This is a genomic window from Blautia caecimuris (assembly GCF_024622975.1).
Lineage (GTDB): Bacteria > Bacillota > Clostridia > Lachnospirales > Lachnospiraceae > Blautia_A > Blautia_A caecimuris.
Genome location: NZ_JANJZT010000007.1, coordinates 39,721 through 55,872, shown reverse-complemented (window position 1 = coordinate 55,872; position 16,152 = coordinate 39,721). Strand labels below are relative to the sequence as shown.

Below are 16,152 nucleotides of genomic sequence, written 5' to 3'. Positions count from 1 at the left end.
GCACCCGGTATCGACAGCATCGACATGGGAACCCGGAATTTCTTATGAGCAGCTAAAGATGTCTGATAAAAGAGAAAGTGGTGAATATTTTGGCGGAATTTATTGATAAGTTTCGATTGAATTTCATAGAAGACAAGCGTTATGAATTTATTTTTAATGGTTTAAAGACCACTCTGATCATTACTGCATTTGCCGTGCTGATCGGTATTGTACTTGGCTTTATTATTGCAATGATCCGTTCCACCCATGACAGGACCGGAAAAATGAAGATTCTGAATGCCATCTGTAAGGTGTATCTGACTGTGATCAGGGGAACGCCGGCAATGGTACAGCTTCTGATCATGTATTATGTTGTGTTTGCAGTTCATGATCCGGGAAAAATGATCACAGCGATCATAGCCTTTGGTCTGAACTCTGCAGCTTATGTTGCAGAAATTGTCCGTTCCGGTATCATGTCTATTGACCAGGGACAGTTTGAAGCAGGTAGAAGTCTTGGATTTAATTACCGCCAGACAATGCTGCTGATCATTCTTCCTCAGGCGTTTAAGAATGTACTTCCTGCGCTGGCAAATGAGTTTATTGTTCTTATGAAAGAAACCTCCATCAGCGGTTATATCGGTATTACCGATCTGACCCGCGGCGGTGATATTATCCGAAGCCAGACATACGAAGCGCTTCTGCCTCTTCTGGCAGTTGCGGCAATCTATCTGATTCTTGTTATGTTCCTGTCTTATCTGGTAGGAAAACTGGAAAGGAGGCTGAGAAGCAGTGAACGCTAAAGGTGAAGTATTGATTGATGTAAAAGAGCTGAAAAAATCTTTTGACGGAATGCAGGTTCTGAACGGAATTTCCACACAGATCTGCAAAGGCGAGGTAGTGGCTATTATCGGACCTTCCGGATGCGGAAAGTCTACCTTCCTCCGTTCTCTGAATCTTCTGGAGATACCAACAGGCGGACAGATTCTTTTTGAGGGTACAGATATTACGGATAAATCAGTAAACGTTGACAAAATGCGCCAGAAGATCGGTATGGTGTTCCAGCAGTTTAATCTGTTTCCTCACCTGACCATCAAAAAAAATATCATGCTGGCTCCGGAAAAGCTTGGACTGATGACTAAGGAGGAAGCTTCCAGACGTGCAGACGAGCTTCTGGAACGTGTAGGACTTCCGGACAAGGCAGATGCTTATCCAAGCCAGTTATCAGGCGGTCAGAAGCAGAGAATTGCCATTGCAAGAGCTCTGGCAATGAATCCGGATGTCATGCTGTTTGACGAGCCTACTTCCGCTCTTGACCCTGAAATGGTAGGTGAAGTCCTGGAGATCATGAAAGAGCTTGCAGAGACCGGAATGACCATGGTTGTGGTTACTCATGAAATGGGATTTGCCAGAGAGGTGGCAACCCGTGTGATGTTTATTGATGAAGGAAAGATCCAGGAGGAGAACACACCTCAGGAGTTCTTTGCTCATCCGGAAAACCAGAGACTGAAGGATTTTCTGTCAAAGGTATTATAAACAAAGATATCAGGAATAAATGAAAGCCCCCGGCATTATGCTGATGTGATATGCATAAATGCCGGGGGTTCTTTTAGTTGTTTTCTTGTGCCGGGCTGTCGGTCTGGCGGTCGGCGTAGGCTGCTTTCAGCTCTTTATAACAGTATTTGATGATTTCCTTACGGGTAATGATCCCGATAAAAAATCCCTGATCGTCAATAACCGGAACGTAATTCTGGTTAATGGCCCGGTCCAGAAGATCCTCCATATCTGCATCTGCATGAACCGGTTTGTAGGTGGCTCTTCTGGGAATAGTCATAATGGAAATATCCTCCATTTCCTTTACATCCATGGTATTCAGCCGTTTCAGCCCCCACAGAAGATCTCCCTCGGAAATGGTTCCTATGTAACGACCGTCCATACTGAGAAGGGGAATACAGGAAAATTTCCGGTGTTCCATTTTTTCCACAGTCTGGCGCAGTGTCTCATCTTCAAATATATAAGCTACTTCACTTTTGGGTGTCAGAAAAAATAAAATATTCACGTTGTGTACCTCTGTCTTTCATTTCAGTGTGAGGGCAGGTCATGAAAAAACTGCCGCTCTTTTTTGTTGCCGATTCTACTGATATGATAGTATGAAGGTACTCTGCTGTCAATAAATGAAATATTAAATTTTGGTGAAAACTACTATGAAAAAAACATGAAGATATATTTTTTACAGCAGATTTACTCCGTTTTCCCTTGCTTCCGCAAGAACTTCCTCAGGCCACAGAGAAGCATGTACCTCGCCGATGTGAGCCTTTCTTAAGAAAAACATGCAGATGCGGGACTGACCGATTCCGCCTCCGATAGAGTAGGGAAGTTCTTTGTTGAGAACAGCCTTCTGGAAAGGCAGATCACGGCGGTCATTGCATCCTGCTTCTGTAAGCTGGAGATCAAGAGTTTCTTCGTCTACACGGATACCCATGGAGGAAAGCTCAAGGGCAATATCCAGAACCGGATAGTACACAAGGATATCTCCGTTCAGTTCCCAGTCATCATAGTCCGGAGCCCGCCCGTCGTGACGCTGGCCGTCTGTAAGAGTTTTTCCTACCTGCATAAGAAATACAGCGCCCTTTTCCTTTACGATTTTATATTCGCGTTCCTTGGGAGTGCAGTCGGGATACATATCTACAAGCTCCTGTGTGGATACAAAGGCGATTTCTTTGGGAAGGATTTCTTCAATGTAGTCGTACTGTACTGCCATGTATTTTTCTGTTTTGCGCAGAACACTGTAAATGGAACGAACAGTATTGATAAGGGTTTCCATGGTACGCTCTTCTTTTGTGATCACCTTTTCCCAGTCCCACTGATCCACATAAATGGAATGGATATTGTCAATATCTTCATCTCTCCGGATAGCGATCATATCAGTATAAAGTCCCTCTCCGTGGGAAAAGCCGTACTTTTTAAGCGCATAGCGTTTCCATTTGGCAAGGGAGTGGACAATCTCCGCATTTTCGTTCATTCCTTTAATATCAAAGCTGACCGGGCGCTCCACACCGTTCAGATTATCATTCAGACCGGAAGACGGCGCTACAAATACCGGAGCGGATACGCGCAGGAGATTCAGCTTCTGTGCAAGTGTCTGCTGAAAAAAATCTTTGACGGTTTTGATTGCCACCTGGGTATCGTGAAGATTAAGATCAGAATGATATCCGGCGGGAATTTTAAATTGTTCCATAATAATTCCTCCTCGTTCGAGCTGCGCTCTTATTAATAAGCCATATTATAGCAGGAAAACAGGTGCAATGCAATTTATAGTTATTGACCTCAGCTGTGAAAATGCCATTGCCGAAGGTGATCCGGAAGGTTCCTTGAACATCATCGTTTTGTGGGTCGGAACCGGCAGAAGTTATTTTTTACCTTGCGGGATCGGAGAAATTTCGGTACAATGAACTCAGATATTTTGTAGGATAAACGGAAAAAAGAATAAAAATCTGTTACGGAGACAGAGAAGAGGAGGCGGGATATGCGGTGTCAGTTATGTGATGGCCCTGTGGTGGGAGGAAGATGTAAAAGCTGTGGAATGCCGTACAAAAACGACGCGGTACTGTACCATGTAAATGAAGACAGAAAAACTCATGACAGACATGCGTCAGAAAAAGCCAGAGAGGAGCTTCGGAAAAGACTGGCTCCGTCAGAAACGGTAAAAAAGGCGCAGCAGCCTCAGCCGCAGCGTAAGACAACCGGAAACACTGCCGGGAACCAGACGGCTTACAGAGCGCAGAAGCATAAAAAAACTGCAAAGACCGGAACAGTATATGCTTCTGAAAAAAGGAATACTCTGTCCTCAGAACCGAAAAAAAAGAAAAAACATCAGGGGATTTTTCTGATCCTGTCGTTTCTGATCATATTTTTGCCGGTAATCCAGGGTCTGTGGGATACATGGCGGAAGAACATTCTTCAAAATGATATCTTGGAGCATTATGTGTATGAAACGGTCACGGATGAGGAAGTTCTGCCTGTTGACACAGATACAGAATACATAACAGAGCTTTCGGATGATTCCTATCTTTCCTCGTGGATAAATTCAGGAACCGGAAAGATAGAGTATGCGCTAAGCGCAGGTCATGGACAGGCATTTGTGGGGACAGAAATTGAGCCCGGAAAATATATTGTTTATACAAATAAAGAAAAAGTGAAACTGGTACGGGAAGGTGTAGGCGGAAAAGAAATTCATCTTCTGAAAACAGGGGAAGAGGTGGAATTTACCCTGAATGAAGGGGATCTTCTTTATCTGGATGAGTATGAAAATTCCTATGACAGCGTTTATCTGAGCAGAGCAGAATAGAAGCGTCTGTCATTAAAGATGATTCGGAATGCATTCTGACCGGGATGCCCGGAATTGAGCTGATATCAACAGAAAGAAAAGGGGGAAATAAAAAAATAAAATACCCCCTTTTCTTTTACATTATATTGTGCTATACTCTCTCTTGCAACACCAGATATGGGGAATGGATTCGACGGGGAGGGTACTGGTAATAAATGTGCGGTTTCCTGCGAATCTAAATAGGAGAAAAATGGTATGATTTATGTAATTAAAAAAGACGGGACAAAAGAAGAATTTAATCCGCAGAAGATTGTGGCAGCAGTAAATAAGTCAGCAGCCAGAATTCTTTATACATTCTCTCAGGAGGAAAAAGATTTTATCTGCCGTTTTGCGCAGGAACATGCGGATTCACTGGGGAAAAATGAGATTCAGATCCAGGAAATGCACAATATTGTAGAAGGCGCTCTGGAAAGAGTAAATCCGGCTGTGGCAAAAAGTTACCGCGATTACCGTAATTACAAGCTGGATTTTATTCACATGATGGATGATGTATATACAAAGAGTCAGGCGATCCGTTACATTGGAGATAAGAGCAACGCCAATACGGACAGCGCCCTTGTTGCAACAAAGAGAAGTCTGATTTTTAACGAACTGAATAAGGAACTTTACCGTAAATTTTTTATGAACCGCAACGAGCTTCAGGCATGCAAGGACGGTTATATTTATATTCACGACCAGTCTGCCAGACTGGATACCATGAACTGCTGTCTTTTTGATGTTGCTTCTGTGTTGAGCGGCGGATTTGAAATGGGAAACGTATGGTACAATGAACCGAAAACTCTGGATACAGCGTTTGACGTTATGGGAGACATTGTTCTCAGCACGGCTGCCCAGCAGTACGGCGGCTTTACTGTGCCGGAAGTAGATAAGATCCTGGCTCCATATGCAAAGAAGAGCTATGATAAATATGTCCAGGAATTTCTGCAGTACTCAGACAAAAGCTGGACCGGAAGAGAAGAAAAAGCCATTGAGTACGCGCTGGATAAAGTGCGCAGAGACTTCGACCAGGGATGGCAGGGTATTGAATATAAGCTGAATACAGTAGGTTCATCCAGAGGAGATTATCCTTTTGTAACGGTAACTCTTGGACTTGGAACAGGCCAGTTTGAAAAAATGTGCAATATTTCTCTTTTGGAGGTCCACAAGGGCGGACAGGGCAGGGACGGACATAAAAAACCGGTTCTTTTCCCGAAAATCGTATTTCTTTATGATGAAAATATTCATGGACCGGGACAGTGCTGTGAGGATGTATTTGAGGCAGGTGTGGACTGTTCTGCAAAGACAATGTATCCGGACTGGCTTTCCATGTCAGGAAAGGGTTATATTTCCAGTATGTATAAGCAGTACGGAAAGGTGATCAGCCCTATGGGATGTCGTGCCTTTTTAAGCCCCTGGTACGAAAGAGGCGGAATGTATCCGGCAGACGAAAAGGATGTTCCGGTATTTGTAGGACGCTTTAATGTAGGTGCGGTAAGCCTTCACCTTCCTATGATCCTGGCAAAAGCCAGAGCGGAGAGCAGAGATTTTTATGAGGTTCTTGATTTTTATCTGGAAATGATCCGGAACCTGCATATCCGTACTTATGAATATCTGGGGCAGATGCGCGCTTCCACTAATCCTCTTGCTTACTGTGAAGGCGGATTCTACGGCGGACATCTGAAGCCTCACGAAAAAATCGGCAAGATCTTAAAGCCGATGACAGCCTCTTTTGGAATTACTGCGCTGAATGAGCTTCAGGAGCTTTATAACGGCAAATCCATCCGTGAGGACGGACAGTTTGCGTTGGAGGTTCTGAAATATATTAACAACAAAGTAAATCAGTTTAAAGAAGAGGACGGATATCTGTACGCTATTTACGGAACTCCGGCAGAAAGCCTCTGCGGACTTCAGGTAGAGCAGTTCCGTAAGATGTACGGCATTATTGAAGGCGTCTCTGACAGACCATACGTAAGCAACAGCTTCCACTGCCATGTAACAGAGGATGTGACTCCTATTGAGAAACAGGATCTGGAAGGCAGATTCTGGGAACTGTGCAACGGCGGAAAAATCCAGTATGTGCGCTATCCTATCGGCTATAATAAGGAGGCGATCCGTACACTGATCCGCAGAGCTATGGAGCTTGGCTATTATGAGGGTGTCAACCTTTCCCTGGCTTACTGTGACGACTGCGGCCATGAAGAACTGGAAATGGATGTGTGCCCGGTATGCGGTTCCAAAAACCTTACAAAGATCGACCGTATGAACGGTTATCTTTCCTACAGCCGTGTGCATGGAGATACACGACTGAACGAAGCAAAAATGGCGGAGATCGCAGAAAGAAAATCCATGTAAATATTTTTAAATAAAAAAGATCCCTTTCAGGAGCAGATACTTCCTGGAAGGGATTTTGTTGTTATTAAGAAAGATTTTCGATAAGATTTATAAAAATATGCAGGGATAAAAAGTGTGGCTGCCGGGAGTTTTCCTAGTGTTTAAAGGATTTCACAAAATTGAATACATTTTTTATTTCACTTCTTTTTTCGACGAAAGCTCCGGAAGCTGGCAGCAGTATGCAATTCCCAGAGGAGTGACTAGAAGCGGGTGTACAGGCCGGTAAACAGGCAGGTGCAGCCGCTTTTCAAACACCGAGGTAAATTCTGTGAACATAGAGGAACCGCCTACCACATACACAGCCGGAACCTGGTAGCCCTTCAGGAATTTTTCTGTAATAAGCGCCATTTTTTCTACAGTAGCCTTGATAACAGGAAAAATTTCCGCTTCTTTTTCCGGCTGGGTTTTCAGAACCTCAGCTTCTTCATAAGGGATCCGGTAATGGCCTGCCACAGTCATTGTCATGTGACTGCCGCCGGTTGCCTCGTCATCTGTGTAAATAACCTTTCCGTCTTTTAAAATACTGATTCCGGTTGTGCCGCCGCCTACGTCCACAACGGCTCCGTCGGTGATCTTCAGAACAGCGGAAGCCGCAGTAGGCTCATCCACAATATTCGTGACCTCAAATCCGGCGCCCTCCAGCACATAACCGATACTTTTGACGCTTCCCTCAGACACGCCCGGAGGGATGGCTGCCGCTGCATAGAGCAGCTCCGTACCAAGACGTTCTTCCAGAGTTTCCTTCAGCTTTGTCACAAGCTGTACAGATTCAAAATAATTAACGATCACTCCATCCTGAATGGCGTGGGAGGGAGCGGAAATTCCGGCAATGGGACGGTTGGTGGTATCAACCACAGCCAGAACTGTGTTTGCAGTTCCAAGGTCAACGCCGACCTTTAATCTTCCTTTGAATTTTTTACATTCTCCTGTTTTTACAAGTTCTGCAAAATTTGACAGTGTTCTGCTTTTCAGATCCATTTGGGTACTCCGTTTCTGTTTTTGTATATGGAATATTATAGAGTAAAAGCCGACATAAAATCAATCTTTTTTGGCAGATAAAGAAAAGGCAGAACTCCGAAACGGGCTCTGCCTTGCAGCGGTATGTATTATTTAATAATTGTACCTGTTTTTTCTTTATAGCCATCCTGTGCATGAGCCATATCTGTAATAATGGCGCGTCTGTGGGCTCCTTTTTCGATAAAGGAGATGCCTGCTTCAATCTTGGGAAGCATGGAGCCTTTTTCGAACTGATCTGCTTCCATGTATTTACGGGCATCTTCTGCAGAAATTTCTCCCAGAAGCTCTTCGTGATCGGTACCTCTGTTGAGGCTTACTTTTTCCACGCCGGTAAGAATCAGAAGAGTATCTGCGTTTAATTCCTCAGCAAGAAGTCCGCTGGCGAAATCTTTTTCGATGATCGCGCTGGCGCCGTGAAGGTCAACTCCCTGTTCCAGAACAGGAATACCGCCGCCTCCGGCAGCGATCACGATCTGACCTGCCTCAGCGAGAGTACGGATTGTTTCCAGTTCGATGATTTTCTGGGGCTTCGGTGCGGCAAGGATTCTGCGGTACTGACCATCGGCAGTTTCTGTAACAAAGTTTCCTTTTTCTTCCTCAGCTTCCGCCTCCTGAGCATTCAGGACACGGCCGATGATTTTTTCCGGCTCTGCAAAAGCATCGTCATAAGGATCAATGACAACCTGGGTCAGTACAGTGGCAGCCGGTTTATAAATGCCGCGGGAAAGCAGTTCTGCGCGGATTGCATTCTGCAGGTCATATCCGATGTAGCCCTGACTCATGGCAGAGCAGACGGACATAGGCGCGAAGGTGTAATCCGGATGTGCTTTTCCGAATTCGTTCATTGCAGTGTGTATCATGCCTACCTGGGGGCCGTTGCTGTGGGAGATCACAACATTTGCGCCATCCTCTACCAGGTCTGCGATGGCTTTTGCCGCTGCTCTGGTAGCGGTTTTCTGCTCAGGCAGAGTGGTTCCCAGCGCTTTGTGTCCCAGTGCAACTACTACAGTTTTTTCGCTCATAGGGATACCTCATTTCTTTTTCATTAATATGTTTTATTATAAAAGAACATGGCCTGAAATGCAAGAGAGGATTGCAAAAGGAAAAGCCGCCTGCAGATGCAGACGGCCCGTTTCCTTAACTTTTTGAGGGGGGAGATAGAGAGTGGTTATTCATCTATCCAAAACCTATTATATCGGAGAAATGTGTGCAAAGTGTGTACTGTTTCTAAAAGAAAACGAAAAAATATAAAGAAATATTAAATTAAATTTATAATTAGAAGTCCACATTGTATATTTTAAGAAAGCATGGTACAGTAAATCTGTCATAGTCCACAGTTCTGTGGATCCTTAATCACAGACAGCTGTTTCGGGGATATTCAGCAGCTGTTACAGTTCAGAAGTACCGTTCGGTGCAAAGTTCCATAGATGAAAATACGAAAAACAGAGAATGTAACTCAGAAAGGGGAGGTGCCATTGACAGGGGAAACTTTTAACAGGTAAAAGGAAACAGGAAGCCAGTGTTGATTTTTGCTGCAGAACAGAAAGAGGGAATATTATGAAAAAAAGAATATGGCACAAAATAAAACAGATCAGTCTGGGAATTTTACTGGCTGGATTTGTAATGACATCAGGAACACAGGAAACTCTGGCACAGCTGCCGGATAGCGCACAGGAAACTTCTGTGGAAAAGTCAGTGAAATGGGGAAAGCGTTCCGGGGAATTTCGTATGCAGAGTGAACAGGAATCCGGAGAAGAGGAACTTTTCGGGGACGAAGCCGGAAATGATATTCAGGATGGAAATGGACAGGCAGAAGAGAACCTGCCCGGTCAGGAAACGGAAGAAGAGGATCCGTCCGGGGATGGCTTTGATAATGATGCGCAGTCCGAAACAGAACCGGAGGACCAGGTACCGGAAGCGCCTGACGGAGAAGAAAACGGGGAAGGCACAGCGCCGGAAGAGGGAGAGAACCCGGAAGAGAAGCCTGAGCAAGATCCGGATGAAGAAACGGAAGAAAATCCGAATACAGAGCCGGGAACAGGGGAAGACACGGAAATACCGGAAGAGGAAACAGCAGACTTTGTTTTAACCGCAGAAGTAAATCCGGAAACAGCCAGGGCAGGAGAGACGCTTGTCTGTGAAATAGCAACAGAAAATACAGGGACGCTTCCTCTGGAAAATCTCAGCTTTTTCTGTGAACAGCCGGACAGCACACTGACAGCAGTTCTGGAAGATCAGCAGGGTGAGGAAACTCCCTGGGAAAATACCGGGATGCTGTTGCCGGGAGAGAAGCAAATATTTTATATCTGTATTCCTGTTCCGGAAGACAGGACAGAAGAGGTGGGCTTTGAACTGACAGCCAGGGCGTATCCTCAGAATACAGAAAAGGAAGATCATGATCTGGGGGACTTTGCATCAGAGGAAGCTCCGCAGACAGTGCCGGATGAAATCAGTCGTACGATTACGGTAAAAACAGAAATTCAGGCGTTAAAGGCAGATTTCCAGGTGACAAAAACGGCAGACCGTACAGCAGCGGTGCCTGGTGACAGGGTACTTTTTCAGATATGTATCAGGAATACCGGGGAGAGGGTTCTTCATTCTGTGCTGACCACAGAAAAGTTCCGGACAGAGAACACTCCTGTACATTTTCTGGAAAAGGAGGGAGTGATTCTTGACAGTACAAGAACAAAGGCGCTGGTCAGTCAGCTTCCGCCCGGACAGTCAGTGAGCCTTCAGGCGGAGATTGTGATACCGGAAGATATAAAAAGCAGTAAACTGATCAATGAAGTGGAGGTAGTAACAAAAGAAACCGGGGAAAAAACAATGACCTCCAGTGCGGAAGTGCAGGTTCATAAGGCTGTTCAGCCTGAGCAGAAAGAGGAAGTGCAGAACCCTGAACCACCCTCAGAAAAAAGTTATCCTGCCTCCACAAGGCCGGAGACAGGCGATGAAACAAGATTGACATTATGGTGTGTGCTTCTCCTGGGCGCATTTGGATGGGCATCCCTGAGTCTGTGTATAAAAGATAAGAAAAGGAAACATTGAAAAGCCCCCCTGTGTGTGCTATTCTATAAAAGAGTATATTCAACGGCAGAATGCTGCCGGATGCTTCTTGGAGGAAGAAAAATGAAACTATCAGCATTATTGGAACGTTTAGAATACACCTGCTGTCAGGGAACTGTTGAGCAGGAAGTAAGCACAGTTGTCTATGATTCCCGTAAAGTACAGGAAAACTCTCTTTTTATCTGTATCCGCGGTGCAGTTGTGGATGGACATAAATTTGTTTCCGATGTTATTGAAAAGGGCGCGAAGGTTCTTGTGGTGGAAGAAAACGTGCAGGCACCTGAGAATGTGACGGTGATTCTTGTAAAAGATACCCGGTATGCAATGGCCTTTATTTCTGCTGCTTATTTCGGTTATCCGGCAGAGCAGCTGAAAACCATTGGAATCACAGGGACAAAGGGAAAGACCACCACTACTTATATGGTAAAGTCCATTCTGGAAAACGCAGGATATAAGGTGGGACTGATCGGAACCATTGAGGCGATCATAGGAGAAGAAGTCATTCCTGCAGCAAATACCACCCCGGAATCCTATGTGGTTCAGGAATACTTCCGCAAAATGGTGGACGCAGGCTGTGACTGTGTGGTAATGGAGGTTTCTTCTCAGGGACTTATGCTTCACAGAACCCAGGGCTTTGTGTTTGATTATGGTATTTTTACCAATATAGAGCCTGACCATATCGGACCAAATGAGCACAGGGACTTTGAGCATTATCTTTCCTGTAAATCCATGCTTCTGAAACAGTGCAGGGTTGGAATTGTGAACAGAGATGACGAGCATTTCCGGAAGATCATTCAGGATCATACCTGCGCGCTTGAAACCTATGGATTTTCGCCAGAGGCAGACTTAAGGGCAGAGGATGCGCATATGACAGGCGGAAAAGGCAGCCTGGGCATTTCCTATCACGTAAAGGGACTTATGGATTTCCCTGTAGAGATTGATATTCCGGGAAAATTCAGTATTTACAATTCCCTTACGGCTATTGCCATCTGCCGTCATTTTAAGGTTTCCGAAGAAAACATCATCCGCGCTCTGAAGGCGGCAAAGGTAAAGGGCAGGATTGAAATGGTAAAGGTATCGGACGATTTTACGCTGATGATCGACTACGCTCATAATGCCATGGCTCTGGAAAGTCTTCTGACAACCCTAAGAGAATATCATCCACACAGACTTGTGTGTCTGTTTGGCTGCGGAGGAAACCGGGCGAAATCGCGCCGCTATGAGATGGGAGAGGTATCCGGACGTCTTGCGGATCTGACAGTCATTACTTCAGATAACCCCAGATTTGAGGATCCTCAGGAGATCATAGACGATATTAAGACCGGAATTGCAAAAACCAGTGGAAAATATGTGGAGATCTGCGACCGTAAGGAAGCAATTGCCTATGCCATCCACCATGGAGAACCGGGAGACATTATTGTACTGGCCGGAAAAGGCCATGAAGATTACCAGGAGATCAAAGGGAAAAAATATCCCATGGATGAGCGCGTTCTGATCGCGGAGATCCTGGAAGAAGACAGAAAATAACTGTCTGGCAGCAAGAAAGAGAGATTGCATGATTTATGCAGATATTATCATAGACATATCCCATGAAAAGCTGGACAGAAGCTTTCAGTATATAGTTCCTGAGGAACTGGAATCAGAGATACGTGTCGGTATGGTTGCCGCAGTTCCCTTTGGAAACTGTCAGCGAAAGGGATATGTGATCGGACTTTCCCGGGAACCGAAAATATCACCGGAAAAGCTGAAGCCGGTTGGGAAGCTTCTCAGCAGTCAGGAAACAACAGAAGCCAGGCTGGTTTCCCTGGCTGCCTGGATGAGGGAGCGTTATGGCTCCACAATGGCTCAGGCTCTGAAAACCGTGCTTCCTGTAAGAGAAAAGATCCGGGCAAAGGAAAAGCGGATGATCTGTCTGAATGTGGAAAGGAAAGAGGCGGAAAAGCTTGCCCAAACCCTTGAATCCGGCAGGTGTAAGGCCAGAGCAAGACTGGTCAGGGCTTTGCTGGAAGAGGGAAGCCTGGATTATACAGAAGCTGCGGCAAGGCTCAGGATCAATGCTTCTGTTCTGAAGCCTCTGGCAGAAAAAGGAATTGTCCGTATAGAGCAGGATGAAGTATACCGTATGTCTGTGGACGGGGATGTGATTCCGAGAGAAGAGCTGTCCGTTCTGACACCGGTACAGCAGAGAGCCTTCGAAGAAATAAAAAGGGAGTGGGACAGACCTGCTCCCCGTCCGGTTCTGATCCATGGAATTACAGGAAGCGGAAAAACTCAGGTGTATATGAAGCTGATACAGACGGTGGCGGAAAAAGGACAGCAGGTGATCGTTCTGATTCCGGAGATTGCTCTTACTTATCAGACAGTAAGAAGATTTTACGGATGGTTTGGAGAAAAAGTCTCTGTACTGAATTCCAGGCTTTCGCCCGGAGAGAGGTATGATCAGTTTAAAAGAGCCAGACGCGGGGAAATACAGATTATGGTAGGTCCCCGCTCGGCTCTTTTTACCCCGTTTTCAAATCTTGGACTTATCATCATTGATGAGGAGCATGAGCAGACCTACAAAAGTGAAAGCAGCCCGAGATATCATGCCAGAGAAACGGCAGTCCGGAGAGCTTTGATGGAAGGAGCCAGGGTTGTGCTTGGCTCAGCGACTCCTTCTCTTGAAGCATATACAAAGGCTGTTTCCGGGGAGTATGCGCTGGTAAAAATGACAGACCGGTATGAAAAACGTCCTCTTCCTGAAGTATCAATTGTAGATTTAAGGGAAGAATTAAAAGCAGGGAACCGGTCGATTTTAAGCAGAAAGCTAAAAGCTGCCATTGAGCAGAGGCTCAATGCAGGAGAACAGACCATGCTGTTTTTAAACAGGCGCGGTTATGCGGGATTTGTATCCTGCCGTTCCTGCGGGGAGGTGCTGAAATGTCCTCACTGCGACGTCGCTCTGGCTGAACATAACAATGGAAAAATGATCTGTCATTACTGCGGCTATCAGAGGCCAAAAGCAGAGGTATGTCCCTCCTGCGGTTCGCCGTATATCGGAGGATTTAAGGCGGGAACTCAGCAGATAGAGGCTGTTCTTCATAAATGTTTTCCAAAAGCCGGTATTCTGCGCATGGATTACGATACCACCAGAACAAAAGGAAGCTATGAACAGATTCTTTCTTCCTTTGCAGCCCATGAGGCGGACATTCTGGTGGGAACTCAGATGATCGTCAAGGGACATGATTTTCCGGATGTGACACTGGTAGGTGCCATAGCGGCAGACCTTTCTCTGAATGCTTCTGATTATCAGTGCGCAGAAAGAACCTTTCAGCTTCTCACTCAGGCGGTGGGAAGATCCGGAAGGGGAAAAAAGCCGGGAGAGGCTGTGATACAGACCTATCATCCGGATCATTACAGCATCCAGGCTGCAGCAGAGCAGGACTATGAAAAATTTTATGAAGAGGAAATGAGCTACCGCACTCTTCTGGACTATCCTCCTGCTGCGCACATGCTGTCTGTTCTCGGATCAGGAGAGGATGAAGAGCTTCTGGAAAAAGGAATGGACTTTCTGAGAAAGTTTGCGGAGAGAGTCAGTCCGGGGAAAGAGCTTCATATTATCGGACCTGCCTGGGCTTCCGTAGGAAAGGTAAACGATGTGTACAGAAAGGTCCTGTATCTGAAGCACAGCCAGGAAAGTGTTCTTCTGGACATAAAAAATAAATTTGAAAAATACATAGAGATCAATTCCGGTTTTCGGAAATTACATATACAGTATGATTACATCTGATGCACAAAGAGAAGTCTTGCGGCAGAGATACGACGATACAGAAAACTGCCGGAAGATACTCCGTGCAGGAATGATGATCTGCAAAAGTACACAAGAGAATCACCATAGAAGGGAGAATGAATTATGGCACTTAGAAAAATAAGAACTGAAGGGGATCCGGTATTAACAAAGGTAAGCAGACCTGTAACAGAAATGACGCCCAAGCTCCGCACACTGATTTTTGACATGCTGGATACCATGTATGAGGAAATGGGCGTGGGACTTGCTGCTCCTCAGGTAGGTATTCTGAAGCGCGTGGTTACTATTGACGTAGGAGACGGTCCGATGGTTCTTATTAATCCGGAGATTCTGGAAACCTCCGGAGAGCAGACCGGAGACGAAGGCTGTCTCAGTGTTCCGGGAATGGCGGGACAGGTTACACGTCCCAATTATGTAAAAGTAAAGGCTCTTGATGAAAATATGGAAGAGGTGGTCTATGAGGGAACCGAGCTTCTTGCAAGAGCGTTCTGTCACGAGATCGACCACCTGGATGGAAAAATGTACACAGAGCTTGTGGAGGGAGAACTTCACAGAACGGTTTATGATGATGACGAGGTGTAAAATATGAAAATTGTTTATATGGGAACTCCGGATTTTGCAGTGCCGCCTCTTGCCGCTCTTGTAAAAAACGGATACGAGGTTACGGCAGTTGTAACGCAGCCGGATAAGCCAAAGGGCAGAGGAAAAACTCTTCTTCCCACCCCGGTAAAGGAGGAAGCGCTGAAACACGGGATTCCGGTATATCAGCCGAAAAAAGTCAGAGATCCGGAATTTATGGAAGTTTTAAAAGAACTGAACCCGGATATTATTGTTGTGGCAGCTTTTGGTCAGATCATTCCCAAGGCGATTCTGGAGCTTCCGGAATTTGGATGCATTAATATCCATGCCTCTCTTCTTCCAAAGTACAGAGGCGCCGCGCCTATCCAGCAGGCGGTTATTGACGGGGAAAAGGAATCAGGCGTAACCATTATGCAGATGGGAACAGGACTGGATACCGGAGATATGATATCTCAGACAGCTGTCACTCTGGATGAAAAGGAAACAGGAGGCAGTCTTTTTGACAAGCTGGCAGATCTGGGAGCAGACCTTCTGGTAAAAACCCTTCCTTCTGTTTTTGACAGAACAGCAGTGATGGAAAAACAGCCGGAGGAAAGTCCTACGCCATATGCTTCTATGATCACCAAGCAGATGGGACTTATGGACTTTCGTAAAAGCGCTCAGGAGCTTGAACGTCTTGTCAGGGGCATGAACCCATGGCCGAGCGCTTATACCTTTCTGAATGGGAAAACCTTTAAAATCTGGGAGGCTTCTGTAGTATCTGTGCTGAACGGAGACGGAAAACCTTCAGCAGCACCGGGAACTGTGATCGCGGCAGATTCGGACAGAGAAGGGATTCATGTTGCCTGCGGAAAAGACATTCTGGTACTGACAGAGGTCCAGCTGGAGGGAAAGAAACGTATGGACGCAGCGTCTTTCCTCAGAGGATATCAGGTGGAGCCGGGAACAGTGCTGAGAGATCATAAGGAGTGAT

General features: G+C 45.7%; 13 protein-coding genes. 9 read left to right on the top strand and 4 right to left on the bottom strand.

Features of this window, described 5'->3' with window-relative positions; all coding sequences use genetic code 11:
- The first annotated feature begins 86 nt into the window (after positions 1-86).
- Together NSA57_RS06395 and NSA57_RS06390 are read left to right on the top strand one after the other, a co-directional pair.
- Complete coding sequence (locus NSA57_RS06395; protein WP_178709792.1) at positions 87-779, top strand: amino acid ABC transporter permease; 693 nt, start codon at positions 87-89, stop codon at positions 777-779.
- Positions 780-828: 49 nt separating this feature from the next.
- Positions 829-1,512 carry an amino acid ABC transporter ATP-binding protein gene (locus tag NSA57_RS06390; RefSeq protein WP_138270389.1) on the top strand — a complete coding sequence of 228 codons (684 nt, stop codon included), beginning with the start codon at positions 829-831 and terminating at the stop codon, positions 1,510-1,512.
- Positions 1,513-1,585: 73 nt separating this feature from the next.
- Here NSA57_RS06390 and NSA57_RS06385 read toward each other — a convergent pair whose 3' ends face one another.
- Positions 1,586-2,035, bottom strand: coding sequence for a CBS domain-containing protein (locus NSA57_RS06385; protein ID WP_022067974.1), 450 nt, complete (start codon positions 2,033-2,035; stop codon positions 1,586-1,588).
- Positions 2,036-2,206: 171 nt separating this feature from the next.
- Positions 2,207-3,214 (bottom strand): aspartate--ammonia ligase, encoded by a 1,008-nt coding sequence (gene asnA / locus NSA57_RS06380; protein ID WP_022067973.1) that lies wholly within the window; start codon positions 3,212-3,214, stop codon positions 2,207-2,209.
- A 288-nt stretch (positions 3,215-3,502) separates the two neighbouring features.
- Between asnA and NSA57_RS06375 the strand changes: the two genes are divergently transcribed.
- Together NSA57_RS06375 and nrdD are read left to right on the top strand one after the other, a co-directional pair.
- The gene (locus NSA57_RS06375) at positions 3,503-4,324 is read left to right on the top strand and encodes a hypothetical protein (protein ID WP_257464349.1); all 822 of its coding nucleotides are present in this window, start codon (positions 3,503-3,505) and stop codon (positions 4,322-4,324) included.
- A gap of 234 nt (positions 4,325-4,558) precedes the next feature.
- Positions 4,559-6,694 (top strand): anaerobic ribonucleoside-triphosphate reductase, encoded by a 2,136-nt coding sequence (nrdD, locus tag NSA57_RS06370; protein WP_022066851.1) that lies wholly within the window; start codon positions 4,559-4,561, stop codon positions 6,692-6,694.
- 171 nt (positions 6,695-6,865) lie between these two features.
- On the opposite strand, the gene eutJ is transcribed toward nrdD, so the two are convergent.
- Together eutJ and arcC are read right to left on the bottom strand one after the other, a co-directional pair.
- On the bottom strand, positions 6,866-7,711 hold the full coding sequence (gene eutJ / locus NSA57_RS06365; protein WP_022067708.1) for an ethanolamine utilization protein EutJ: 846 nt from the start codon (positions 7,709-7,711) through the stop codon (positions 6,866-6,868).
- Positions 7,712-7,839: 128 nt separating this feature from the next.
- Positions 7,840-8,772, bottom strand: a complete 933-nt coding sequence (arcC, locus tag NSA57_RS06360) for a carbamate kinase (RefSeq protein ID WP_257464347.1) — start codon at positions 8,770-8,772, stop codon at positions 7,840-7,842.
- A 535-nt stretch (positions 8,773-9,307) separates the two neighbouring features.
- On the opposite strand from arcC, the gene NSA57_RS06355 reads away from it, so the two are divergent.
- The 5 genes from NSA57_RS06355 (at position 9,308) to fmt (ending at position 16,151) form a co-directional block, all read left to right on the top strand.
- Positions 9,308-10,795: a hypothetical protein gene (locus NSA57_RS06355; protein ID WP_257464346.1), complete on the top strand. Its 1,488-nt coding sequence runs from the start codon at positions 9,308-9,310 to the stop codon at positions 10,793-10,795.
- Positions 10,796-10,876: 81 nt separating this feature from the next.
- Positions 10,877-12,340: a UDP-N-acetylmuramoyl-L-alanyl-D-glutamate--2,6-diaminopimelate ligase gene (locus tag NSA57_RS06350; RefSeq protein WP_147598734.1), complete on the top strand. Its 1,464-nt coding sequence runs from the start codon at positions 10,877-10,879 to the stop codon at positions 12,338-12,340.
- Between the two features lie 28 nt (positions 12,341-12,368).
- Positions 12,369-14,582 (top strand): replication restart helicase PriA, encoded by a 2,214-nt coding sequence (gene priA / locus NSA57_RS06345; RefSeq protein ID WP_257464345.1) that lies wholly within the window; start codon positions 12,369-12,371, stop codon positions 14,580-14,582.
- A gap of 123 nt (positions 14,583-14,705) precedes the next feature.
- Positions 14,706-15,182 carry a peptide deformylase gene (gene def / locus NSA57_RS06340; protein ID WP_147598732.1) on the top strand — a complete coding sequence of 159 codons (477 nt, stop codon included), beginning with the start codon at positions 14,706-14,708 and terminating at the stop codon, positions 15,180-15,182.
- Between the two features lie 3 nt (positions 15,183-15,185).
- Positions 15,186-16,151 (top strand): methionyl-tRNA formyltransferase, encoded by a 966-nt coding sequence (gene fmt, locus NSA57_RS06335; protein WP_147598731.1) that lies wholly within the window; start codon positions 15,186-15,188, stop codon positions 16,149-16,151.
- Position 16,152 lies beyond the last annotated feature (1 nt).

Coding starts and splice junctions, on each gene's coding strand:
- NSA57_RS06390 (WP_138270389.1), top strand. CDS start 829: ATGCAGGTTCTGAACGGAATTTCCACACAGATCTGCAAAGGCGAGGTA.
- NSA57_RS06375 (WP_257464349.1), top strand. CDS start 3,503: ATGCGGTGTCAGTTATGTGATGGCCCTGTGGTGGGAGGAAGATGTAAA.
- NSA57_RS06355 (WP_257464346.1), top strand. CDS start 9,308: ATGAAAAAAAGAATATGGCACAAAATAAAACAGATCAGTCTGGGAATT.
- eutJ (WP_022067708.1), bottom strand. CDS start 7,711: ATGGATCTGAAAAGCAGAACACTGTCAAATTTTGCAGAACTTGTAAAA.
- fmt (WP_147598731.1), top strand. CDS start 15,186: ATGAAAATTGTTTATATGGGAACTCCGGATTTTGCAGTGCCGCCTCTT.
- def (WP_147598732.1), top strand. CDS start 14,706: ATGGCACTTAGAAAAATAAGAACTGAAGGGGATCCGGTATTAACAAAG.
- arcC (WP_257464347.1), bottom strand. CDS start 8,772: ATGAGCGAAAAAACTGTAGTAGTTGCACTGGGACACAAAGCGCTGGGA.
- priA (WP_257464345.1), top strand. CDS start 12,369: ATGATTTATGCAGATATTATCATAGACATATCCCATGAAAAGCTGGAC.
- asnA (WP_022067973.1), bottom strand. CDS start 3,214: ATGGAACAATTTAAAATTCCCGCCGGATATCATTCTGATCTTAATCTT.
- NSA57_RS06350 (WP_147598734.1), top strand. CDS start 10,877: ATGAAACTATCAGCATTATTGGAACGTTTAGAATACACCTGCTGTCAG.
- nrdD (WP_022066851.1), top strand. CDS start 4,559: ATGATTTATGTAATTAAAAAAGACGGGACAAAAGAAGAATTTAATCCG.